22 protein-coding genes are annotated in these 21,700 nt (G+C 67.1%); 11 read left to right on the forward strand and 11 right to left on the reverse strand.

Annotated features, from left to right (window positions below; all coding sequences use genetic code 11):
- Positions 1-278 (forward strand): hypothetical protein (locus VGI62_RS14485; RefSeq protein ID WP_331505214.1); only part of this gene is annotated, 278 nt, incomplete at its 5' end.
- Positions 279-328: 50 nt separating this feature from the next.
- On the opposite strand, the gene VGI62_RS14490 is transcribed toward VGI62_RS14485, so the two are convergent.
- Positions 329-679 (reverse strand): cupin domain-containing protein, encoded by a 351-nt coding sequence (locus VGI62_RS14490; RefSeq protein WP_331505215.1) that lies wholly within the window; start codon positions 677-679, stop codon positions 329-331.
- A gap of 130 nt (positions 680-809) precedes the next feature.
- On the opposite strand from VGI62_RS14490, the gene cysK reads away from it, so the two are divergent.
- Entirely contained in the window at positions 810-1,802 is a 993-nt protein-coding gene (gene cysK / locus VGI62_RS14495; RefSeq protein WP_331505216.1) for a cysteine synthase A, read from the forward strand.
- 36 nt (positions 1,803-1,838) lie between these two features.
- Entirely contained in the window at positions 1,839-2,273 is a 435-nt protein-coding gene (locus tag VGI62_RS14500; RefSeq protein ID WP_331505217.1) for a DNA mismatch endonuclease Vsr, read from the forward strand.
- Positions 2,274-2,296: 23 nt separating this feature from the next.
- Here VGI62_RS14500 and VGI62_RS14505 read toward each other — a convergent pair whose 3' ends face one another.
- The 4 genes from VGI62_RS14505 to VGI62_RS14520 form a co-directional block, all read right to left on the reverse strand.
- On the reverse strand, positions 2,297-2,770 hold the full coding sequence (locus VGI62_RS14505) for an OsmC family protein (RefSeq protein WP_331505218.1): 474 nt from the start codon (positions 2,768-2,770) through the stop codon (positions 2,297-2,299).
- Between the two features lie 11 nt (positions 2,771-2,781).
- Complete coding sequence (locus VGI62_RS14510; protein ID WP_331505219.1) at positions 2,782-4,569, reverse strand: acyl-CoA dehydrogenase C-terminal domain-containing protein; 1,788 nt, start codon at positions 4,567-4,569, stop codon at positions 2,782-2,784.
- A gap of 48 nt (positions 4,570-4,617) precedes the next feature.
- Positions 4,618-5,097 carry a MerR family DNA-binding transcriptional regulator gene (locus VGI62_RS14515; protein ID WP_331505220.1) on the reverse strand — a complete coding sequence of 160 codons (480 nt, stop codon included), beginning with the start codon at positions 5,095-5,097 and terminating at the stop codon, positions 4,618-4,620.
- A gap of 106 nt (positions 5,098-5,203) precedes the next feature.
- Entirely contained in the window at positions 5,204-6,901 is a 1,698-nt protein-coding gene (locus tag VGI62_RS14520) for a lysine--tRNA ligase (protein ID WP_331505221.1), read from the reverse strand.
- On the opposite strand from VGI62_RS14520, the gene phnD reads away from it, so the two are divergent.
- A complete protein-coding gene (phnD, locus tag VGI62_RS14525; protein WP_331505222.1) occupies positions 6,883-7,977 on the forward strand; it encodes a phosphate/phosphite/phosphonate ABC transporter substrate-binding protein in 1,095 nt (364 codons plus the stop codon). The genes VGI62_RS14520 and phnD overlap by 19 nt on opposite strands.
- A 25-nt stretch (positions 7,978-8,002) precedes the next feature.
- On the opposite strand, the gene VGI62_RS14530 is transcribed toward phnD, so the two are convergent.
- Both VGI62_RS14530 and VGI62_RS14535 read right to left on the reverse strand, forming a co-directional pair.
- On the reverse strand, positions 8,003-8,419 hold the full coding sequence (locus VGI62_RS14530) for a PaaI family thioesterase (protein WP_331505223.1): 417 nt from the start codon (positions 8,417-8,419) through the stop codon (positions 8,003-8,005).
- A complete protein-coding gene (locus VGI62_RS14535) occupies positions 8,416-8,841 on the reverse strand; it encodes a PaaI family thioesterase (protein ID WP_331505225.1) in 426 nt (141 codons plus the stop codon). Before VGI62_RS14535 ends, VGI62_RS14530 begins: the two co-directional genes overlap by 4 nt.
- A gap of 368 nt (positions 8,842-9,209) precedes the next feature.
- On the opposite strand from VGI62_RS14535, the gene VGI62_RS14540 reads away from it, so the two are divergent.
- Both VGI62_RS14540 and VGI62_RS14545 read left to right on the forward strand, forming a co-directional pair.
- Entirely contained in the window at positions 9,210-10,220 is a 1,011-nt protein-coding gene (locus VGI62_RS14540; protein ID WP_331505226.1) for a ligase-associated DNA damage response exonuclease, read from the forward strand.
- Positions 10,221-11,840 (forward strand): cisplatin damage response ATP-dependent DNA ligase, encoded by a 1,620-nt coding sequence (locus VGI62_RS14545; RefSeq protein ID WP_331505227.1) that lies wholly within the window; start codon positions 10,221-10,223, stop codon positions 11,838-11,840. It abuts the gene before it with no gap.
- An 80-nt stretch (positions 11,841-11,920) separates the two neighbouring features.
- Here the strand turns inward: VGI62_RS14545 and VGI62_RS14550 are convergent, their stop codons facing one another.
- Positions 11,921-12,472, reverse strand: a complete 552-nt coding sequence (locus tag VGI62_RS14550) for an HAD family hydrolase (protein ID WP_331505228.1) — start codon at positions 12,470-12,472, stop codon at positions 11,921-11,923.
- 95 nt (positions 12,473-12,567) lie between these two features.
- On the opposite strand from VGI62_RS14550, the gene VGI62_RS14555 reads away from it, so the two are divergent.
- The 4 genes from VGI62_RS14555 (at position 12,568) to VGI62_RS14570 (ending at position 17,265) form a co-directional block, all read left to right on the forward strand.
- Positions 12,568-14,394 carry a dipeptide ABC transporter ATP-binding protein gene (locus VGI62_RS14555; protein WP_331505229.1) on the forward strand — a complete coding sequence of 609 codons (1,827 nt, stop codon included), beginning with the start codon at positions 12,568-12,570 and terminating at the stop codon, positions 14,392-14,394.
- Between the two features lie 10 nt (positions 14,395-14,404).
- A complete protein-coding gene (locus tag VGI62_RS14560) occupies positions 14,405-15,466 on the forward strand; it encodes a mannose-1-phosphate guanylyltransferase (RefSeq protein ID WP_331505230.1) in 1,062 nt (353 codons plus the stop codon).
- A 79-nt stretch (positions 15,467-15,545) separates the two neighbouring features.
- Positions 15,546-16,754, forward strand: a complete 1,209-nt coding sequence (locus tag VGI62_RS14565; protein ID WP_331505231.1) for a threonine ammonia-lyase — start codon at positions 15,546-15,548, stop codon at positions 16,752-16,754.
- Positions 16,755-16,767: 13 nt separating this feature from the next.
- Entirely contained in the window at positions 16,768-17,265 is a 498-nt protein-coding gene (locus VGI62_RS14570; protein ID WP_331505232.1) for an FKBP-type peptidyl-prolyl cis-trans isomerase, read from the forward strand.
- On the opposite strand, the gene VGI62_RS14575 is transcribed toward VGI62_RS14570, so the two are convergent.
- Both VGI62_RS14575 and VGI62_RS14580 read right to left on the reverse strand, forming a co-directional pair.
- Positions 17,262-17,732 (reverse strand): GNAT family N-acetyltransferase, encoded by a 471-nt coding sequence (locus VGI62_RS14575; protein ID WP_331505233.1) that lies wholly within the window; start codon positions 17,730-17,732, stop codon positions 17,262-17,264. The genes VGI62_RS14570 and VGI62_RS14575 overlap by 4 nt on opposite strands.
- Before the next feature lie 10 nt (positions 17,733-17,742).
- On the reverse strand, positions 17,743-19,404 hold the full coding sequence (locus tag VGI62_RS14580; RefSeq protein WP_331505234.1) for an MFS transporter: 1,662 nt from the start codon (positions 19,402-19,404) through the stop codon (positions 17,743-17,745).
- A gap of 113 nt (positions 19,405-19,517) precedes the next feature.
- Here VGI62_RS14580 and argE point away from each other — a divergent pair, with 113 nt between their 5' ends.
- Positions 19,518-20,684, forward strand: coding sequence for an acetylornithine deacetylase (argE, locus tag VGI62_RS14585; protein ID WP_331505235.1), 1,167 nt, complete (start codon positions 19,518-19,520; stop codon positions 20,682-20,684).
- Here argE and VGI62_RS14590 read toward each other — a convergent pair.
- A complete protein-coding gene (locus VGI62_RS14590; protein ID WP_331505236.1) occupies positions 20,644-21,684 on the reverse strand; it encodes a glycosyltransferase family 2 protein in 1,041 nt (346 codons plus the stop codon). The two genes, argE and VGI62_RS14590, sit on opposite strands and share 41 nt — an antisense overlap.
- Positions 21,685-21,700 lie beyond the last annotated feature (16 nt).

Raw genomic sequence — 21,700 nt, forward strand, 5'->3', positions numbered from 1 at the left:
GGCTCTTCAAGCGTCGCGACTGGCAGAAGCTGTCGGACGCCGAACGCGCAGCGGTCCCGGAAGCGGCGCAACTCGGCGTCATCGAGGACCAGCTCGCTATCATCGCCAAGACCTATGACGCCCTGCTGCCGCTCCTGAAGACGACGGCCGCCACCACCCGCGCCGGGGTCCTCGCGCGCTTCGATGCTTTGTTGTGGTTCCTCGACAGCACTGACCACCCCGACGCACGCGCCCTTCTTGAGAGCTGCCAACGCGACCTCAGGCGTCTCTGGGTGTGACCCGGCGTACGGCTCAAGACGGGGTTCGCGCCATCGCCGGTCAGAGTCGGTCAGCGTGCGTTCGATCCATTGAGGCGAGGCCCGGCCATTTCTGGTCGCAGGGGGAAGTCGGTGACGATGGCGCGGCCATCCGAACGCGCCACCACCGAATGGGTAGTATGCGGAGGCACCATCGCGACCGTGCCAGGTCCGGCGATCCGGGTTTCCCCCCCGATGGTCACCTCAAGCTCCCCCTCAAGCACCTGCCAGACCTCCTCCTGTTCGTGGCTGTGCGCATGGATGTCTGCGCCGGCCTTGAATTCCCAGTGGGCGAAGGTGAGCGTCTGCGAATGGAAATAGCGCCCGAGCCAACCGGGCCGGCGCTCATCCTGCGGCAACTGGCTGGTGTCCAGGAACGGCATGGCGCCTCCTTGTTCGGCTCAAGGTTAGCACATTGGGCTTCGGCCAGGCCTCGCCGCCCCCCTTTCAATCTACCGGGGAAGCCTTAGGTTCGCCGTCATCAAGGGCAGTTTCACGCCGAAAGGTTCAGACATGGCCGACGCCACCCCCGACAAACTCTATGACGCTGCCCGCTACGAGCGCGCCGGCCGGGGCAAGATCTTCGACTCCATCCTCGACACCATTGGCGACACGCCGCTGGTTCGGCTGCCCCGCCTGACCGCTGCGCTGAAGCCAAAAGGCGAGGTGGTCGCCAAGCTCGAATTCTTCAATCCGATCGGCTCGGTGAAGGACCGCATCGGCGTGGCGATGATCGAGTACATGGAGGCCAAGGGTGTCCTCAAGCCCGGGGGCATGATCGTCGAGCCGACCAGCGGCAACACCGGCATCGCGCTCGCTTTCGTGGCTGCAGCGAAGGGCTACAAGCTGACCCTTGTCATGCCCGAGAGCATGTCGATGGAGCGGCGCAAGATGCTGCTGATCCTGGGCGCCAAACTGGAGCTGACACCGGCCGAGCGCGGAATGGCCGGCGCGGTGGCCAGAGCAAGGGAGATCGTCGAAGCGACGCCGGGCGCCGTGATGCCCCAACAGTTCGACAATGTCGCCAATCCGCTGATCCACCGGGTCTCGACCGCCGAGGAGATCTGGAATGACACGCAAGGCCGTGTCGACGCCGTGATCTCCGGCGTGGGAACGGGGGGCACCATCACGGGCGTGGGCCAGGTGCTGAAGTCCCGCAAGCCGTCGGTTCGGATGATCGCCGTCGAACCCGAAACTTCGCCGGTGCTCTCCGGCGGACAGCCGGGCCCGCACAAGATCCAGGGCATCGGAGCGGGTTTCGTTCCCTCGATCCTCGACCGCGGCGTGATCGACGAGGTGGTGCAGGTTTCCAACGATGACAGCTTCGCCATGGCCCGGCGGGTCGCCGCCGAAGAGGGTATCCCTGTCGGCATCTCCTCGGGCGCAGCCCTGACGGCGGCTTTCGACGTGGCCTCGCGCAACGATATGGCCGGCAAGCTGATCGTCGCGATCATCCCCAGTTTCGCCGAACGCTACGTCTCGACGGCGCTCTTCGAAGGTCTGTGACGCACCTATTCTCTGGTGGGGAAGGCAGGGTCGAGCATGAGCGGAGGGCCCGGCTCCGACGTTTATCCACCGGAGAAGCGCTCGGCGGTGATGCGTCGGGTGAAGGGGAGGGACACCGCTCCTGAGCTAGCGGTACGCAAGGCGCTGACGCGGTTGGGCGCTCGCTACCGCCTCCACCGCAAGGACCTGCCCGGAACCCCTGACATCGTCATGCCGGGCCGCAGGTTGGCGCTCTTCGTCCATGGTTGCTTCTGGCACGGCCACGACTGTCCCCGCGGCGCGAGGGTGCCCAAGCAGAACCGCGACTACTGGGTCGGCAAGGTCGAGCGGAACCGCGCGCGCGACGCCACCAGCCGCAGGGCGCTGGAGGACCTGGGCTGGCGCGTGGAGCCGATCTGGGAGTGTGAGCTGAAGGACGAGGCGGGTCTGGCAAAGCGGCTCGTCAATCTGCTCGAGGGTTCACGCGCCTAACCCGGCGACCGGGAACGGGCTGCTCAGGCGGGCGCCATCGTCTCTTCCACGACAATTTCGGTTTTTACCGAGTTGGCGATGAAACAGATATGGTGCGCCTTCTGGTGCAACCGGTCGCGTTCGGCCGAGGTCGGCTGGCGGCCCTCGTAGGTGATCTGCGGGCGGAGCGTCACCTTGCTCACCCACATTTCGCCGTCCTCGCGCTTGGTCATCACCCCCTCGGCCTCGTCGCGGTAGCGGGTGACCAGGAAGCCGGCCTCCCGGGCGATGTGCAGGAAGCTCAGCATGTGGCAGGTGTTGATCGCGCCGACCAGCATCTCCTCAGGATCGACCGCGCCGGGCACTGACCACTTGTTTCCGACGACATGCGGCGAGGCGGTGCCGTCAGCCTCGAAGCCATTGCCGAACACCAGGGTGTGACCGCGGCTGTAGCGGCCCTTCGCGAAGTCGGCGCCCGCCTCGAGCGACCAGTCGGCGCGAGCGCGATAGGTAGCCATGAGCTTCTTCCTCAGAACGCTTCGGCCGGCAGCGCCATCAACGTCTCGGCGCCGGTTTTCAATTTGGCAAGCCGCCCGGTCGTCTCCGGCAAGACGCGCGCAATGTAATACCGGCCCACGGCGAGTTTCTCCTGATAGAGCGGGTCGGCGGACCCGCCGGCGATCTTGGCGAGCGCAGTCCTCGCCATCATCGCCCACATGTAGGCAAGGGCCGTCAGACCGAAAAGGTGCAGGTAGTCGGTCGAGGCGGCGCCCGCGTTGTCGGGATTGGCGAGGCCGTTCTGCATCAGCCACATCGTGGCCTCCTGCAACTCCGCCTTGGCCTGGGCCAGCCCGTCGACGAACGGCTTCATCTTCGCGTCCGCCTCGTTGGCCTCCGCAAAGGCGTCGACCTCGGCGAAGAAGCTCATCACGCCGCGCCCGCCATCGGCGGCCAGCTTGCGGCCCACCAGGTCCAGCGCCTGGATGCCGTTGGTCCCTTCGTAGATCAGGGCGATGCGGCAATCGCGCAGATACTGGCTCACCGGGAAGTGCTCGGTGAAACCGGCGCCGCCGTGAACCTGCATCGCGTCGGAACAGACCTGGAAGCCGCGGTCGGTCAGGAACCCCTTTAGCACCGGCGTCATCAAGGCCATGAAGTCGTGGCCCTTCTGGCGCACCGCTTCGTCCGGGCTTGCGTCCGCCAGGTCTCCGTGGAGCGCGGTCCAGAACAGAAAGGCCCGTCCCCCTTCGATGATCGCCCTGGCATCCATCAGCATGCGGCGGATGTCAGGGTGGACGATGATCGGGTCTGCCGGCCCGTCCGGGTTCTTCGGGCCCGTGAGCGAGCGTCCCTGCAGCCGCTCCCTGGCGAACGCCGCAGCGGCCTGGTAGGCGGCCTCGGCCTGCGCCACGCCTTGCATGCCGACGCCGAGCCGGGCCTCGTTCATCATCACGAACATAATCGAAAGGCCGCGGTTCTCCTCGCCGATCAGCCAGCCCGTCGCCTCCTCATGGCTGATCACGCAGGTGGCGTTGCCGTGGATGCCCATCTTCTCTTCCAGGCCCAGGCACTTCACGGAATTGCGGACGCCCGGCTTGCCCTCGGTGTCCGGAATGAACTTCGGCACAATGAAGAGGCTGATGCCGCGGGTCCCGGCCGGCGCCCCCTCGATCCGCGCCAGCACCAGATGGACGATGTTCTCAGTTAGGTCGTGCTCGCCGCCGGAGATCCAGATCTTCTGGCCGGAAATCTTGTAGGTCCCGTCTCCGCTGGGAACCGCCTTGGTGCGCAGGAGGCCGAGGTCAGTGCCGCAATGCGGCTCCGTCAGGTTCATCGTGCCGCCCCATTGGAAGGCGGCGAGCTTCGGCAGGTAGAGGTCCTTCTGTTCCTGGCTTCCGGCGGCCATGATCGCCGAGTACGCGCCGTGCGTCAGGCCGGGATACATCGAGAACGCCATGTTGGCCGCAGATGACATCTCCGAGAACGCGAGGTTCACGACGTGCGGCAGGCCCTGTCCGCCGTAGGCCGGGTCGGCGCCCAGGGCCGGCCAGCCGCCTTCGACCAACTTGACGTAGGCCTCCTTGAAGCCTTTCGGCGTCTCGACCGAGAAGTCCGGCGACCAGCGGCAGCCTTCCTTGTCGCCAACGCTGTTCAGGGGGGCGAGCACTTCGCCGGTGAAGCGGCCGGCCTCCTCAAGGATCTGGTCGACGGTGTCCATGGAGGCGTCGGCGAACGCCGGGAGGTTGGCGTAGCGCTCCAGCTCCAGAAGGTCGCGCAACAGGAACGCGTAGTCGCGCACCGGCGGCTGATAGGGCATGGCTGGTACTCCCGGTCGCGACGTTGGACGAGGCGGCGGCCGCCCAGCTTACTTCGCTTCGCTATGTTCCACGCCGTCGAGGCGGCGGCGCAACATCAGATCATAGTCCGCGGCGCGCGGTAGCAGGTCCGGGCGGGTAACCGCCAGTCGCTTTTCCATGGCGTCGCAGCCGTTCTTCAAGAGCTCGATCTGCTCGTCGACGTCGATCTTCTGTTGTTCCAACGCCACGATGCGCTCGCGGAATTTGCGAAGTGACTTGGCCGCCTGCTGGGCGCCGCCGTCGTCCACCTCGTAGAGGTCGAGTATTTCGCCGATCTCGGCTAGCGCGAGCCCGACCCGCTTGCCTTGAAGGATCAGCTGCAGCCGCGCGCGGTCCTTGTAGGAATAGACGCGATTGAGGCCGTCGCGGGCCGGCGCGAGCAGGCCCTTATCCTCATAGAATCGCAGGGCGCGCGGCGTGCATTTGAACTCGAGACACAGCTGCCGGATCGTGAAGGTGCGGTGCATTCGGCGTAGGTCCGTGGGCATGGGAAATCCTCCCGGAGCGCAATGTGCTGTCCCCAGCCTAGAGCGAGGTTTCCGTTTACGTCAAGGGCATGTAGATCACTTTGCGCGCGCCCGCCCGGGCTGGGTCTCAGGCCGCGGCGAACTCGCCCGCGAGCGCCTTGTCGATGAGTGCGATGGTCCGCTCGACGCCAAAGATCGCCACGAAGGACCCGAAGCGCGGGCCCTGGCTTTGGCCCAGCAGCACTTCATAGAGGGCGGAGAACCAGGCGCGCAGTGGCTCGAAGCCGGCGGTTTTCCCCACCTCGAAGACCTCGTTCTGGATCGCCTCGGCGTCGGCTCCAGCCGGCAGCGCCTTGAGCTTGGCGATCAGGGCCTCCATCGCCGCCCGCTCCCGCGCGTCGGGCGCTCGGAACACCTTCGAGGGCTTCACGAAGTCCTCGTAGTAGTTGATCGCATAGCCTGCGAGTTGGTCGAGCACAGGCTCCGTCGCCGGTGACGCGCCCGGGATGTAGCGCTCCAGGAATCCCCAGAGGATGTCCTTCGTCGAGGCGTCGGCCGCGGAGACAAGGTTCAGCAGCAGGGAGAAGCTGACTGGCGACCCGCGCTCCGGCGGGCCCCCGCTGTGGACGTGCCAGGCGGGATTGTCGATGGCGGTCCCGTTCGTCCCATCCACTCGTCCCCGGTTGAAGGCGTCGAGCTGCTGCAGGTACTCGTCGGCGGCTTTCGGGATGACGTCGAAATAAAGCCGCTTGGCCGATTTGGGCGACTGGAACATGTAGTAGGCGAGGCTCTCCGGGGTGCTGTAGCGCAGCCACTCCTCCATGGTCAGGCCGTTGCCCTTGGACTTCGAAATCTTCTGGTTGTTCTCGTCCATGAACAGCTCGAAATGGAACGCCTCCGGCGGCTCGCCGCCGAGCGCCTTAACAAGTCGGTTCGAGACCCGGACGCTGTCGATCAGGTCCTTGCCGGAAGCCTCGAAGTCGACCCGCAGCGCCGTCCAGCGCGCCGCCCAGTCCGGACGCCACTGCAGCTTCACGTGCCCCCCCGTCACCGGCAGTTCGGTCAAGGCGCCATCCTCGTCTGCAAAGACGATCGTGCCCTTCTCGACATTGCGCTCCAGCGTCGGCGCCTGCAGCACTCGGCCGGACTTCGGGCTGATCGGCAGGAACGGCGAATAGGTGGCCCGCCGCTCTTCGCCGAGCGTCGGCAGCATGATCGCCTGGATGGCGTCGAACCGCTGCAGGATGCGCAACAGCACCTCGTCCAGCCGCCCGGACTTGTAGGTCTCGGTGGACGACATGAAGGTGTAGTCGAAGCCGAAGCCGTCGAGGAAGGCGCGCAGGCGCGCGTTGTTGTGCGCGCCGAAGCTCTCGTATTCGCCAAACGGGTCGCGGACACTCGTCACCGGCTTGTCGCGATCGAGCTCCAGCAGGTCCCGGTTGGGCACGTTGTCCGGGATCTTCCGGAACCCGTCCATGTCGTCGGAAAAAACGATCAGCTGCGTTGGGATCGCATCCTCGGTCAGCGCCCGAAACGCAGTCCGCACCATCGTCGGCCGCGCGGCCTCGCCGAAGGTGCCCATGTGGGGCAGGCCCGACGCGCCGTAGCCGCACTGCAGGATCACGGGCCTCGCCAGCTCCGGCAATGTCCGCACAGCGTCGGCGAACTTGCCCTGGGCGAACAGCGCCGCGGCGAGGTCGCGCTCGTCTTCGCTGAGGCGCAAGCGGGTGATCCGCTCCAGCAGCAGGCGCGCCTGCTCGAAGGGCCAGCTCTTGGCATCGCGCGCCTGATGCGAGAGACCGTGCAATGAGGGTTGGGACGACATGGAGGCTGCGGGTAGCCCTCTCGGTCCCCACGCTCAAGCGGAGTTTTGCGCCGCCGGCGCCGAAGCTGCGCTATGTTACGCCCATGGTCCGACACCTGATCCCGCTGTTCGCCGTCATGGCGCTGGCCGCCTGCGTCAAGCCCGCACCCAAGGCCGAGGCGCCCAGGACGCTCACCTTTTCCATCGTTTCAACTGAAGCCAGCCAGACCCAGATGCAGGAGTGGGGCCCGTTCCTGAAGGACATGGAGAGGGCGATAGGCGTACCGGTGAAGCCCTTCTTCGGCTCCAACTATTCGGCCCTCATCGAGGCCTTGCGCTTCAAGCAGGCCGACCTCGGATGGTTCACCAACCAGTCGGGGCTGGAGGCGGTGCGCCGGGCGAACGGCGAGGTCTTCGCCCGCACGACCCATCCGAACGGCCGCGACGGCTATGAGGGCGTGATCATCGTCAGGAAGGGGTCCGGGATCACCCTCGACACGCTCTTGAGGTGCGGCAGGAAGCTGGACTTCGGCATGGGCGACGCCAAGTCGACCTCGGGGACCTTGGCGCCGAATGCGTTCCTCTTCGGCCCGCGCGGCATCGATCCGCAGACCTGCTTTAAGACCGTCCGTTCGGCCAACGCGGAGGCGAACCTGTATGCCGTGGGCTCCGGCATGCTGCCGGCGGCGACCAACAACACCCGTTCCATGGATCGCCTGGGCGTTATCGGCACGCCGATGGCCAGGAAGACCCTGGACAGCCTGCAGGTGATCTGGACGTCGCCGACCATTCCCGAGGACCCGATGATCTGGCGCGCCGACCTCGACCCGGCCATCAAGGCCAAGGTCGCCCAGTTCATCTTCAGCTATGGGGTGGGCGACACGCCTGAGGCAAGGCGCCAGCGCGCCATCTTGGAGCGCATCCAGACCGGCCCCTTCAAGCACGCCGACAACACCCATCTCCTGCCGGTCCGCGAAATGGAAGCCACCGGCCAGCTGGTCGAAGCCAAGGCCAAGGGCGACAAGGCCGGGATGGCGAAGGCCGAGGCCTCGCTTGCCGAGATCAGGAGGGAAGAGGCGGCGCTGCCCAAGCCCTAAGAGCCGGGCCGGCCCAAGGGGCCACTTAGCTTTCCAGGCTTAGCAGGAAGTGTCCCCTGAGGGCGGCGAACGGCTGGCTGCGATCTTCCTGCCAGGCTTCCACGTGCACGTTGGCGATCCGGCGGCCGACCTTGCGCAGGTCGGCGCGGGCGTAGGACGTCAGGGCCCGCGCCGGGCGCAGGTATTCGATGGTGATGTCGATCGTCTTGTGGACGCGCGACGACGGCTGGGTGACGGAGAGGTGCGCGAGCGCCGTCGTCTCAAGGAAGGCGCCGATCACCCCGCCGTGCAGCGCAGGCAGGAAGACGTTTCCGACGAGGTGCGGCGCGAAGGGCAGAATGGCGGTCATCTCATCGCCGGCCAGCTCGGCCCGCATGCCGAGGAAGCGCACGTAGGGTACGCGTTGCAGAAAGGTCTCGAGCTGTTGGGCGGGGGCGCTCACGCCGTCGGAGCCGCCGGCGGGTGGGGCCGGTTGAGCACGAAGGCGGCCTGCGCGGTGGCGATCAGGTCGGAGCGATCGACGTCCCAGGCCTCGGCCCGCACGAAGCCGATCGTGCGGGTGAGCTTGTAGCAGTGGGCCTCGGCGATGACCCCCTTACGCGGCGCGGCCGCGCGCATGTAGTCGATCCGCAGGTCCAGCGTGGCGGTGGAGAACGGCGCAGAGCTTCCGCCGTAGGCCGATGAACTTATGGCCAGGCCGCACGTATGGTCGAGAAGTGTGATGACCACGCCCCCCGAAATGACTTGCTTTTCGGGATCGCCAACCAGGTCTTCACGCCAGGGCGCTTCAATCGAACCTCGAGCAACCTCGACGGAGATGAGGCGGAAGCCAAGCGCAGCGGCCTGGGGAACGGTGGTGGCCATATGCTCAGCCATCTGCCGGACGGAAGGTGGGACTTCGCTCATGACCAGCGGGGTAGGGCCGAACCCGCCCCGCGGTCAATGACGGGCGAACCGGGATCTAGCGAGCGAACGTCGACACGTAGGCGACCAGCACGGCCAGCAGGGGTGTGGCGGCCATCGCGAAATTGGCGAAACCCAGGAAAGGAGATGCTGCGTTTGACATGGTGTCCTCGTCGGAATGGGTTGCGGGCGCCGCATGGCGTCGTGACGAGGATCGATATACGGAAATGGGCGGTCGAATACTTGTTAAGTCTTAGTCATGACGTCGATTTAACATGATGACGACTTGGTAAGGTTGCGGGCCCCCTCAAGCGGACTAGATGCATGTCATGATCCGACCACAGGACCTGCTCTGTCCGAAGCCGCAGGGCCTCTATTGCGCGCCCGGCGATTTCTACATCGATCCGGTGCGGCCGGTGGCCCGGGCCGTGATCACCCACGGCCACGCCGACCACGCGCGCTCAGGCCACGGCGCAGTCCTGGCGACGCCCGAGACCCTGGACATTATGGCCGAGCGCTACGGCCTGGGATTCGCCGATGCGAGGCAGGCAGCGGCCTACGGCGAGGCCGTGCCGTGCGGCGATGTAGAGGTGACGCTGGCCCCGGCCGGCCACGTGCTGGGCTCGGCCCAGGCGGTGGTCCGCTGGAAGGGCCTGACGATGGTGGTCTCCGGGGACTACAAGCGCCGCCGCGACCCCACCTGCCCCCCTTTCGAGCCGATCCCTTGCGATGTTTTCATCACCGAGGCCACGTTCGGTCTGCCGGTCTTCCGTCATCCCAGCGACAAGGATGAGGTCGCGCGCCTGCTCCGCTCAGTGGCGCAGTTTCCCCAGCGCAGCCACCTGGTCGGCGCCTATGCGCTCGGCAAGGCGCAGCGGATCATCTGCCTGCTGCGAGAGGCCGGCTGGGACCGGCCGATCTATGTCCACGGCGCGTTGGAGCGATTGAACGCGCTCTACGAGCGCCACGGTGTTGAGCTGGGGCAGCTCGAGCCCGCGACTTCGGCGAGGAAGCAGGACTTCGCGGGCCAGCTCATCATCGCGCCGCCCTCGGCCACCCAGGACCGCTGGAGCCGCCGCTTCCCCGATCCGGTCACCGCCTTCGCCTCCGGGTGGATGCAGGTTCGCGCGCGGGCCCGCCAGCGGGGCGTCGAACTGCCGCTGGTGATCTCCGACCACGCCGATTGGGACGAGCTCACCACCACGGTCGACGAGCTGCGCCCCGCTGAGCTCTGGATCACTCACGGCCGCGAGGAGGCCCTCGCCCGCTGGGCCGAGCTGCACGGCGTGCCCGCGCGCGCGCTCGCGCTGGTGGGCTACGAGGAAGAGGACGACGACTAGGTGCGCGCCTTCGCTGAGCTCCTCGACCGCCTGTCGCTGACCGGCTCGCGCAACGCCAAGCTGACCCTGGTGCGCGACTACCTGCGCGAGACGCCCGACCCGGACCGCGGCTGGGCGCTGGCGGCGCTGACCGGCGATCTTTCGTTCGACGCGGCCAAGCCTGCGTTCATCCGAAAGGCGGTGGAGGAGCGGATGGACCCGCAGCTCTTCGGGTGGTCCTATGACTATGTCGGTGACCTGGCCGAGACCGTCGCCCTGGTCTGGCCGGCGCGACCCGGAGCCAATCGCGAGCCGGAACTCTCCGAGGTTGTCGATGCGCTTCGCGGAGCCAGCCGGGCGGAAGTCCAGCAGCTGATCGAAGGTTGGCTAGACGCCCTGCAGCCCACCGGCCGCTGGGCGCTCCTCAAGCTGATGACCGGCGGCTTGCGCGTCGGGCTCTCCGCACGGCTTGCGAAGCAGGCGGCAGCCGATCTGCGGGGCCTGCCAGTGAGCGAGGTTGAGGAGCTGTGGCACGCATTGCATCCGCCCTACGAGGATCTCTTCGCCTGGTTGGAGGGGCGCTCCGAGCGGCCGTCGTCCGAGAATCCAGGTCGCTTCCGACCCGCCATGCTGGCCCAGGCGATTGACGAGACCGTCGACTTCGCCAAGCTCGATCCCGCCGATTACGCCGCCGAATGGAAGTGGGACGGCATCCGCGTGCAGGCCGTGAACGAGGCGGGGGTCCGCCGGCTCTACACCCGCACCGGCGATGACATCTCCCGGTCCTTTCCCGACGTCGTGGACGCGCTCACCGACGAAGGCGTCATTGATGGCGAGCTCCTGGTCATGCGCGAGGGCAAGGTCGCGAGCTTTGCCGACCTGCAGCAACGGCTGAACCGCAAGGCGGTCGACGCCAAGTTGCTCGCGAAGTTCCCGGCCGCCATCCGCGCCTACGACCTCCTCGCCGAAGGGCCGGAGGACACCCGGATCTTGAGCTTCGCCAAACGCCGCAAGCGCCTCGAGGCCTTCGTTGGCCGTCAGGCCTCGCCTCGCATCGACCTTTCGCCTCTTCAGCCCTTCTCGAGTTGGGCGGAGCTCACCCTGTTGCGGGCCGACCCCCCGGCCGGCGACCCGCAGGTCGCCGAGGGCCTGATGCTCAAGCACTGGGACTCGATCTATGAGGCCGGCCGCCCGAAGGGGCCCTGGTTCAAGTGGAAACGCGACCCGTTCCTGGTCGATGCCGTCCTGATGTACGCCCAGCGGGGGCACGGTAAGCGCTCAAGCTTCTACTCGGACTACACCTTCGGCGTATGGGCGCTGGACGACAGCGGTGGCCGCGTCCTGACCCCGGTCGGCAAGGCGTATTTCGGTTTCACCGACGATGAATTGAAACAGATCGACAAATACGTCCGCGACCACACGATCGAGCGTTTCGGGCCCGTCCGCTCCGTGCGGGCCGAGCCCGCCACGGGCCTAGTCTTCGAGGTTGCTTTCGAGGGCCTACAGCGCTCGACCCGCCACAAGTCAGGGGTCGCAATGCGCTTTCCGCGGATCAACCGCATCCGCTGGGACAAACCCCCTGGCGAGGCGGACGAGCTTGCCACCCTTGAGCGGATGCTGGGACAGATGGAAGCACGGTAACCGGAGGGGCGCCCCGGGGGGCCGAACGGTTACCAAAGCGACGCCGAACTGCGGGTCCCGGCATGGCTCAGTCTGGAGAATCAGCGAGCTGCAGGAGGCGGCGGCAGCAGAGCTTCGGCCGCCAGAAATTTTGAAAGGTCGCCGCCGGGGAACAGGACCGCGCGGACGCCCGCCCGCAGCGCCGCCTCGAGATCGGACGGCTTATCCCCCACCAGCACCGAGGCCGCCCTGTCGATCGGCCATTCCGAGAGCGCACGCAGGATCATGCCCGGATTCGGCTTGCGGTCAGGCGGATCCGGATGGCGATAGGCCTCCAGCGAGGCCTCAGGGTGCTGGGGCGCGTAATAGAAAGCGTCGATCCGGCCACCGACGTGCGTAAGATCTTCCGCCATGCGCGCATGCAAGGCGTGCATGTCAGTCTCGCTGTAATAGCCGCGACCCACACCCGACTGGTTCGTCACCACGATCACCAGCCAGCCTGCTCGGTTGAATGCCGACACGGCTTCGCGCGCGCCCTCGATCCAGTGGAAATCCTCCCACCGATGGACGTAGCCCTGGTCCTCGTTCAGCACCCCGTCGCGGTCGAGGAACAGCGCGGGGCGAAGCGGACTGGCTGGCTGAGTTTCAGGCACGGGCCGACTATAGCGGCGCGGACGCCGCGCAGGCGATTTCAAAAAGCCTGGATGGCCGTCTAAGGTTGTCTCTGCTCCAAAAGTCGAGGTGTTCGTTGCCCGCGTCCGCGCCTGCCGTCCTTACGCTCGAGAATCTGCGGGTCGATTTCGACACTCATGACGCAACGGTGCAGGCTGTGCGCGGCGTATCACTGTCGATTCCCCGCGGCGAGACGCTGGGCGTGGTCGGTGAGAGCGGCTCGGGCAAGAGCCAGACCTTCATGGCGGTCATGGGCCTCCTCGCCCGCAACGGCCGCGCATCCGGCTCGGCGAGGTTCCTTGGCCAGGAGCTCCTGACGCTGAAACCCCGTGAGCTCAACCGCATCCGCGGCTCGAAGATGACGATGATCTTCCAGGACCCGTTGACCGCGCTGACCCCCCACGTGCGCATCGGCGAGCAGATCGCTGAGCCCCTGCGGCTGCACGCCGGCCTCTCCGACCGGGACGCCACGGCCCATGCCCGCCGCTGGCTGGAAAAGGTGCGGATCCCGGACGCGGCCGCACGCCTGAGGCAATATCCGCACGAACTCTCCGGCGGCATGCGCCAGCGCGTGATGATCGCGGCCGCCATGGCCGGCGGCCCCGAGCTGTTGATCGCCGATGAGCCGACCACGGCTCTCGATGTCACCGTCCAGGCGGAAATCCTCGACCTCATGTCCGAGCTGCAGCGCGAGACCAGAACGGCCTTGGTGCTGATCACCCACGACATGGGCGTGATCGCCAGACTGGCGGACCGCGTCTGCGTGATGAAAGACGGCGCCTACGTCGAGGCAGGTACGGCCGCCCAGGTCTTCGCCGCGCCCCAGACCGACTATACGCGAACGCTCCTTCAGGCGATCCCGCGTCTCGACCGGAACGACCGCGGCAGCCGGCCGACGCCAGCGCCGGTGCGGCCCGACGCGCCGGTTGTGGTCGAGGGCCGCGACGTAAAGGTCTGGTTCCCGATCCGCCAGGGTTTCATCGGCGCGCCAAAGACGTTGCGGGCTGTGGACGGGGTCTCCCTCCAGGTTCGGCAAGGCGAGACGTTGGGCGTTGTCGGCGAGAGTGGCTCGGGCAAGTCGACCTTGGCGCGCGCGCTCATAAACCTGATCCCGGCTACAGAAGGGGCGGTCACCCTGATGGGCCGTGACATCACCCATGCCGAGCGGGAAGTCATACGCGCCGCGCGCAAGGATCTGCAGATCGTCTTTCAGGATCCGCTCGCCAGTCTCGATCCGCGCGTCACCATCGGCGATTCCATCGCCGAGCCGCTGCAGGTGTTCAGCCGCCATCTGAGCCGCGCCGAGCGCGACGCGGAGGTCGCCTCGATGATGGCGAAGGTGGAACTCGACCCCTCGCTGATCAACCGCTACCCGCACGAACTGTCCGGTGGCCAGAACCAGCGGGTCGGCATCGCCCGCGCCATGATCCTTAAGCCTCGGCTGGTGATCTGCGACGAGGCCGTATCGGCTCTGGATGTCTCGATCCGAGCCCAGATCATCGACCTCTTGATCGCGCTGCAGAAAGAGATGGGCCTGGCGATGATCTTCATCAGCCACGACCTGGCCGTCGTCCGCGAGATCAGCCATCGGGTGCTGGTGCTCTATCTCGGGCGCGTGGTCGAACTCGCCGACCGCGACCAGATCTACCAGACGGCGCAACACCCCTACACCAGAGCGTTGCTGTCCGCAGCGCCGATCCCTGATCCCGCTATCGAGCGCTCCCGCGAGCGCGTGAAGCTGGCAGGCGAGCCGCCCAGCCCTATGGACCCGCGCGCAAGTCTGCGTTTCCTGCCCTCGCGCCTGCCGTTGGATCCCAATGCGCCGATCCTCGCGCCGGCGCTGCAGGAGGTCGCGCCCGGTCACCTGGTCGCCGAGTTCGACCCGCCTCTCGAAGCGGCCTAATAGCGTTGCAATGGCCAAGATCACTCCGGTTCTGATGTCCGGCGGCGCCGGCACGCGGCTATGGCCGCTGTCGCGGCGCGACAAGCCGAAGCAGTTCCACGCCCTCGGCGGCGAGCGAACTCTGGTCCAGGACACGGTGCTGCGCTTCACGGCCGAGCCGTTCGGGCCGCCCATGGTGATCTGCAACGCCGCCCACGCGAGCCTGATGCGCGAGCAGCTTGCTGCGGTCGATGTGAAAACCGAGGCGTTGATACTGGAGCCTGAGGGGCGCAACACCGGGGCCGCGGCGGTCGTGGCCGCGGCCGTGGCCGCGGACCATGGCTCCGAGCTTGTCCTGTTGCTCAGCGCCGACGCCCGGGTGAAGGATCCTGCCGCCCTCAGCGCCGCCGTGGCCGCCGGCTCTGCGGCAGCCGAGGGCGGCGCCCTGGTGATCTTCGGCATCAAACCCACGGCGCCTGAGACCGGTTACGGCTATATCCGGGCCGAGGCGGGCGACGAGGCGGTCCGCAAGGTCGCCGCCTTCGTCGAAAAGCCGGACCTGGCGACGGCGCAAGGCTATGTCGCCGACCCCGCCTACAGCTGGAACGCCGGCATCTTCCTCTTCCGGCCCGACACCTTCCTGGCCGAGGCCGAGCGGGTCGCCCCCGAACTCACCGCTGCCGCCCGAGCCGCCGTGGCGCAGGCGCCGCGTAGCGGAGGCGAGGTGCGTCTCGGCGAGATTTTCCGGCGAGCCCCCTCGGTTCCCGTCGACGTCGCGGTGTTCGAGAAGACCGATAAGGCCGTGGTGGTCCACGCCGATATCGGCTGGAGCGATGTCGGCGCCTATGACGCGCTGTGGGCCGAGGCCGACAAAACGGCCTCCGGCGACGTGTTGCAGGGCCCGGCGATCGCGGCCGACACATCGGGGTGCCTGGTGATGTCTGACGGGCCGGTGGTTGTTGTCGCCGGGGTCGAGGACCTGGCGGTGATCGTCGAGAACGGCGTGGTTCTCGTCACCCGCCGCAATGCGCCCGGCGCGGTCCGCGCAGCGGTCGAGGCTGTCCGCAGGGCGGGCCGCGACGACCTGCTCTAGGCGCTTGAAGAGACGCTGCATTGCCGCGACGCGGGGCCACCGTTAGGTTGCGCGCCTTTCGCGGACCCCCGGCTTAGCCATGACCCTTGCTTTCGACGACATCCTCGCGGCCCGAGACCGGCTGCAGGGTCATATTGAGCGCACGCCCTGCCGCCACTCGCGCACACTTTCGGAGATCACCGGCGCGGAGGTGTGGGTGAAGTTCGAGAACCTCCAGTTCACCGCGGCCTACAAGGAGCGCGGCGCGCTCAATAAGCTTCTGCAGCTGACGCAGGCCGAGAAGAAGCGCGGCGTTATCGCGGCCTCCGCCGGCAACCACAGCCAGGGCCTTGCCTATCACGCCGCCCGGCTCGGCATTCCCGTAACGATCGTCATGCCGCGCGGTACGCCCTTCGTGAAGGTCCAGCAGACCCGCGCCCACGGCGCTGAGGTCGTGATCGATGGCGACGGCTACGACGACGCTTCGGCCTTCGCCCTGTCCCTGCGTGATGAACGCGACTTGGTGTTCGTCCACCCCTTCAACGACCTGGACGTCATGGCGGGCCAGGGAACGGTGGCGCTGGAGATGCTGGAGGACGTTCCGGAGTTGGAGGTCCTGCCGGTGCCGATCGGCGGGGGCGGCCTGATCGCCGGCATGGCGACGGCGGCCAAACACGTGAAGCCGCAGATAAAGGTGATCGGCATCGAGCCGGCGATGTACCCGTCCTTCACCGCCAAGATGCGTGGCGTGAATGCGGGCGCGAGCTCAGGAGGTGCGACTATCGCAGAAGGCATCGCGGTCAAGCAGGTGGGAGACGTCAGCTATGCCGTCGCCCGCCCGCTGGTCGACGAGGTGCTGCTGATAGAGGAGCCGTTCTTCGAGCGCGCGATCGCCCTCTACTGCAACGTTGAAAAGACCGTGACCGAGGGGGCGGGCGCCGGCTCGCTCGCCGCGCTGTTGGCGTTCCCTGAGCGGTTCCGAGGCAAGAAGTGCGGGCTGATCATCACAGGCGGCAATATCGACACCCGTCTCCTGGCCTCGGTACTGACCCGAGAGCTGGTCCGCGATCAGAGGATCGTCAGTCTGCGGATCATCGGTGACGATAGGCCAGGCCTGCTGGCCAATGTTTCCGCCATCATCGGGCAGATGGGGGCCAATATTATCGAGGTGGCGCACAACCGCCTGGCGCTGGATGTGCCGGCTAAGGGCGCTGAGTTCGACATCATGATCGAGACTCGCGACGCCCAACACACGCAAGAGATCATGGATGCCCTGCGCGAGCGCGGCTATCCGCCAAGGGCTGTTTGAGAGGTCTGAATTGATGTTCCGTACCCTGATGGTCGCGCTTGCCGCGTTGTCGCTGGCTGCTTGTCACCCGAAGGCGCAGCAGGCGGCCGACCAGAGCGCCGCGGCCAAGGCCTTCCTGGCCGACAACGCCAAGCAACCGGGCGTCGTAACCCTGCCGGATGGCCTGCAGTACAAAATCGTGCACTCCGGCCCCGCGACCGGCTCGAAGCCGCACATCAATGACGAGGTGAAGGTCAACTACGAAGGCAAACTGATCGACGGCAAGGTCTTCGACAGCTCCTACGAGCGTGGCCAGCCTGCCGCCATGCCGCTGAAGCACCTGGTGAAGGCCTGGCAGGAAGCGTTGTTGCTGATGCGGCCCGGCGATGAATGGATCCTCTACGTCCCGCCGGAGCTGGGCTACGGCGCCGAGGGCGCCGGCAATGGCGAGATCCCCGGCGGCGCGGCGCTAATCTTCCGCATAGAACTGATCGACTTCCTCCCGGGCCCCGGCAGCGTCGAGCAAGGCTAAAGCGCTCGCCGCATGCCCGCGTGGCTCTTGGCGAAGCCGAGGCGTTCGTAGAAGCGCTGGGCGTCGAGCCGGCTGTTATGGGTGAACAGCTCGATGTTCCGGCATCCACGGCGGCGCGCCTCGTCCATCGCCCAACTGACCATCACCCGGCCAAGGCCCTGGCCGCGCAGGGCGCCGGCCACCCGCACCGCCTCGATCAGCGCCAGCTCCGCACCTTGGTTGGATAGCCCCGGGATGAAGGTCAGCTGCAGTGTGCCGACCACGGCGCCAGAAGCGTCCTCGGCGACGGCGAGCAGATTGCGCCGATCGGCATCGACCTTCTCGAAAGCCTCGAAGTACCCTGGCAGGGGCGGATCGCTGACAACCTCGCGGCCCGAGCCGAGGTGGTCGTCGGCCAGGAGCTTGACGATTGCTGCGACGTCCTCGCGACGGGCGCGCCGAAGCGAGACGGGCGAGGCTGGCGGCACGTGTCCGACCTTAAGCCTGCGCCCTGCGGCCGACCCCGGCGATCATGACGGCTGCGATGACGCCGACGACCCCGCCAGCGACCAGGCCTTGAAGCCAGAACATCGGCGGCGGCGTCGCAAAGAACATCGATGAGGCGTTGGCCAGCGCCGCGCCCGGCAGGGCGCCAGCTACGAACATGTAGACGGACAGCCGCGACGTCGTCATCGGCCGCGCCGGCAGAGCCTCGGCGTTCTCGAAGTCGCGCATGATTGTTCCGCGGCTCAGGAAGAAGCTGAGCATGGCCAGGGGGATGATCGCCGTCGACAAGTAGACCGCGGTCTTGATGCCCCGTGCCGAGGCCACCGCGCAGCTCGCCTTGGCGGCCTCGAGCGCGGTCTTGCAGGCCTGAACGTCCAGGCCGGTCCCTGCCAGGTAGTGATTGGTCATCGCGTCGGTGGTCATGCCGAACGCGGTGGGGCCCCCGCCGAGCCCGATCATGTTGATGACGAACAAAAGGACCGCCGCGCTCAGCGCGCGCATCGCCGGCGGCACCAGGCCCTGCACCCCGCCATAGACGGGTCCCCACCAGGCGCCCACCCCGATGTTCGGAATCAGCAACAGGACCAGCGCCAGCATCATGTTGTCCGTACCCGCGGCGTACCAGAGGACGGGCAGGCTCACGAAAGGCACGAGCAACGGGAAGAGCGCGTAGTTGCGGACGTCCTTGGCGCCCCATCGATCGGCGAGGAAGCCGCCCAGCCACGAGCCGAAAGCCCCGCCGATCCCGGCCCCCAGGCCGAGCGCCAGGCTGATGAAGCCCAGCGGCGGCTTGCCAGGGGCCGGCGCCATGCCGAACTGGCCGGCCAGCATCGTCAGTTCGTGAGCGTGGTTGCGCAGGAAGAACGGCGTGAAGAACTGGCCGTGGGCGTAGCTGACGAACGAGGTGAACGCGCCGCCCATTGCGAACAGCCAGAATGTGGGGCGCTGCTCGAGGGTGGAGAAGACCACGAGCAGCGGTATGTGGTTCGACGCATTGGCCGCGGCGCGCGCGTCGCGGTTGAGTTGGCTGCGCGGTTCGCGAAGCGTGAGGATGGCCAGCAGGGCGAAGACCAGGCCCGGCGCGCCTGCGACCATGAACGCGGCGCGCCATCCATAGTGCTCGGCCACGATGCCGCCGATCGCCATGCCCAGGAGCGTGCCGATCGATATGCCCATCGAGTAGATGGCCAGCGCCGTCGCCCGCCGGTGGGCAGGGAAATAGTCGGCGAGCAGCGAGTGAGCGGTTGGCGAACACCCTGCCTCGCCGATGCCTACGCCGGCGCGTGCGAACGCCAGCACCGCGTAGTTCCTGGCCAGGCCGGAGGCGACGGTGAAGCCGCTCCAAAGGGTGAGCGAGATCGTCATCACCCATGGCCGGTTGTGCTTATCGGCCACCCGCGCAATCGGGATGCCGAGGATCGTGTAGACCGCTGCGAAATAGATTCCGCCCAGCGCTCCCATCTGGGTATCGGTGAGCCGCAAGTCGTTCTTGATGCTCTCGCCGATGGTCGTGATGATCTGCCGGTCCAGGAAATTGACGGTGTAGATTGCGACCAGCAGGGCCAGGGCGTAGCGCCCGTAGCTCGCGCTCACCGGCGCAAACCGAGGTTCCGACGGCGCGGCCGCACCCGGCTCCAAGACCGCGTCAACCACGGCGCATCCTCCCCGAATATTTTGTTCTTGGGCGCAGTTAGCCACGCCATTGCCGGCCACGCCAGCGAACGCTTTCCTTTGAGGCGCGCGGGTCATGGGTCTAGCTTTGGCCTATGAACGACCTGGCCGTCCCCCGCGAGATCCTGCAGACCCTCATCGGTTTCGACACCACATCGCGCCTTTCCAATCTGGCGCTGATCGAGTGGGTCGAGAACTATCTGGACGACCATGAGGTGGCGCACCGGCGCGTGCCCAACGCCGAGGGAACCAAGTCCAACCTGCTGGCGACGATCGGGCCCGCCACAGAAGGCGGCGCCGTACTTTCCGGACACACCGACGTGGTGCCGGTGGACGGGCAGCCCTGGACATCCGACCCTTTCAAGCTCGTCGAGCGGGATGGCCGGCTCTATGGGCGCGGAACGTGCGACATGAAGGGTTTTCTGGCCCTGGCCCTCAGCGTGGTGCCGGATTTGATCGCCGCGCCGCTGCGTCGGCCTGTGCACCTCGCCTTCTCCTACGATGAGGAGATCGGCTGCCTAGGCGCCCCGGCGCTGATCGAGGTGATCCGACGGGAGTTGCCGCAGCCCGCCTTCGTCGTGGTGGGCGAGCCGACCGATATGGTGGCTGTCAACGGCCACAAGGGCATCGCCACCTTCCACGTCACCGTCACCGGCCGGGAGGCGCACTCAAGCCAGACCCAGCAGGGCGTCTCGGCAGTCATGGCCGCCGTCAAGCTGATGTCGACCCTGACCGAGCTTTCCGAGCGGCTGGAGCGTGAGGCCGACCCCGCTTCGCCGTTCACGCCGAAGGGCGCGACCCTGACCATCGGCATGGTCAACGGCGGGACGGCCCATAACATCCTGGCGCGCGAATGCAGGTTCGTCTTCGACCTGCGCTGTCCGCCAAGACTCGATCCCCAGACGATCCTGGCGGCGTTCTTCGCTGAGGTGCGGGCCATGGACGCCGCACTGAAGGCTCGCGCCCCGGAAGCGGGCGTTACGGTCGAGATGCATTCCAGCGTGCCGAGCTTCGCGCCCGAGCCGGACGGCGCCGCCGAGTCGTTCGCCCGCCGCCTCGCCGGAGACAACGGCCCGCCTCGAGCCGTCTCATTCGCCACCGAGGCTGGACAGTTCCAGCGCGCGGGTCTCTCGACCGTGCTTTGCGGGCCAGGCTCTATCGAGCAGGCGCACCAGCCCGACGAGTTCGTCGAGGTCGCTCAGATGGAGCGGGGCCAGGCGTTCATGCGCCGGTTGGTGGAATGGGCTTCTTCGGCTGGATGAAGGCGCGGCGAAGCAAAAGATCGAGCGGGTTCCAGGTCATCGCCCGCGCGATCGCCCAGGACCCGACCTTGCGGTCCGCCTGAGCTTCACGGCGGGCTTCCAGGGCGACGTCGACGTGCCGGATCGCCGAGAAGAGACCGCGGATCGGCGTGACGACCTCGCCGCGCGTCGCGTGGCGGGTGAAGAGCACCACTGTCGCCAGGATGTGCAGTGGCAGGGTCAGCCAGAACAGCACCGGAGGCGTATCCTTCACAAACACCCAGAAGCGGTTGCGCGAGCCGTGGAACACCGCGAAATCGCTCCGGCGCCCGCCGCTGGACGCCGAGCCCACATGGCGCACCACCGCGTCGGGCACCAGGAGCGTCGGTTCCCCGATCAGCCGCAGCCGGTAGCCGAAGTCCACGTCCTCGCAGTAGCAGAACAGCCGCTCGTCGAAGCCGCCGAGCCGCAGAAACAGCTCGCTGTCGACAAGCATCGCCCCCCCGCAAGCCGAGAACACCCACCCGGGCTCGAGGCCGCTCGGGCTGGGATGGGTGTAGCCGCCGCGGAACGGAAAACCCGCCAGCGCCATGACATCGCCCAGCCCGTCGAGCGTCGTGGGGTCCGCCGCCATCAGTTGTCGGGAGGCGAAGGCGTGCACCGAGGGGTTGGCGTCGGCCGCGGCCATGAGCTGCGCCAGCCAGTCGGGCTCTGCAAAAGCGTCTGGATTGAGAAGCGCCAGCCACCGTCCGCGCGCCGCCCGCGCCGCCTGGTTCACGGCTGCGGCGAAGCCGAGATTGTCGCCATTCTCGATCAGCCTGATCGCCGGGTCGGCCCTGGCCGCGGCCTGAGCGGTGCGGTCGCTGGAGGCGTTGTCGACCAGGATGATCTCATAGTCCGCAAACGACTGGGCTCGGACCGTCGCCAGGCATTGAGCGAGCATGGCTCCGCTCTCATAGACCACCACAACGACGCTGATGCGCGGCGAAGAAGGGTTGTCTTTCGCCGCGTCACGCGCCATCCGGAAGTCTGCTCCA

Source organism: Phenylobacterium sp. (assembly GCF_036495085.1).
Lineage (GTDB): Bacteria > Pseudomonadota > Alphaproteobacteria > Caulobacterales > Caulobacteraceae > Phenylobacterium.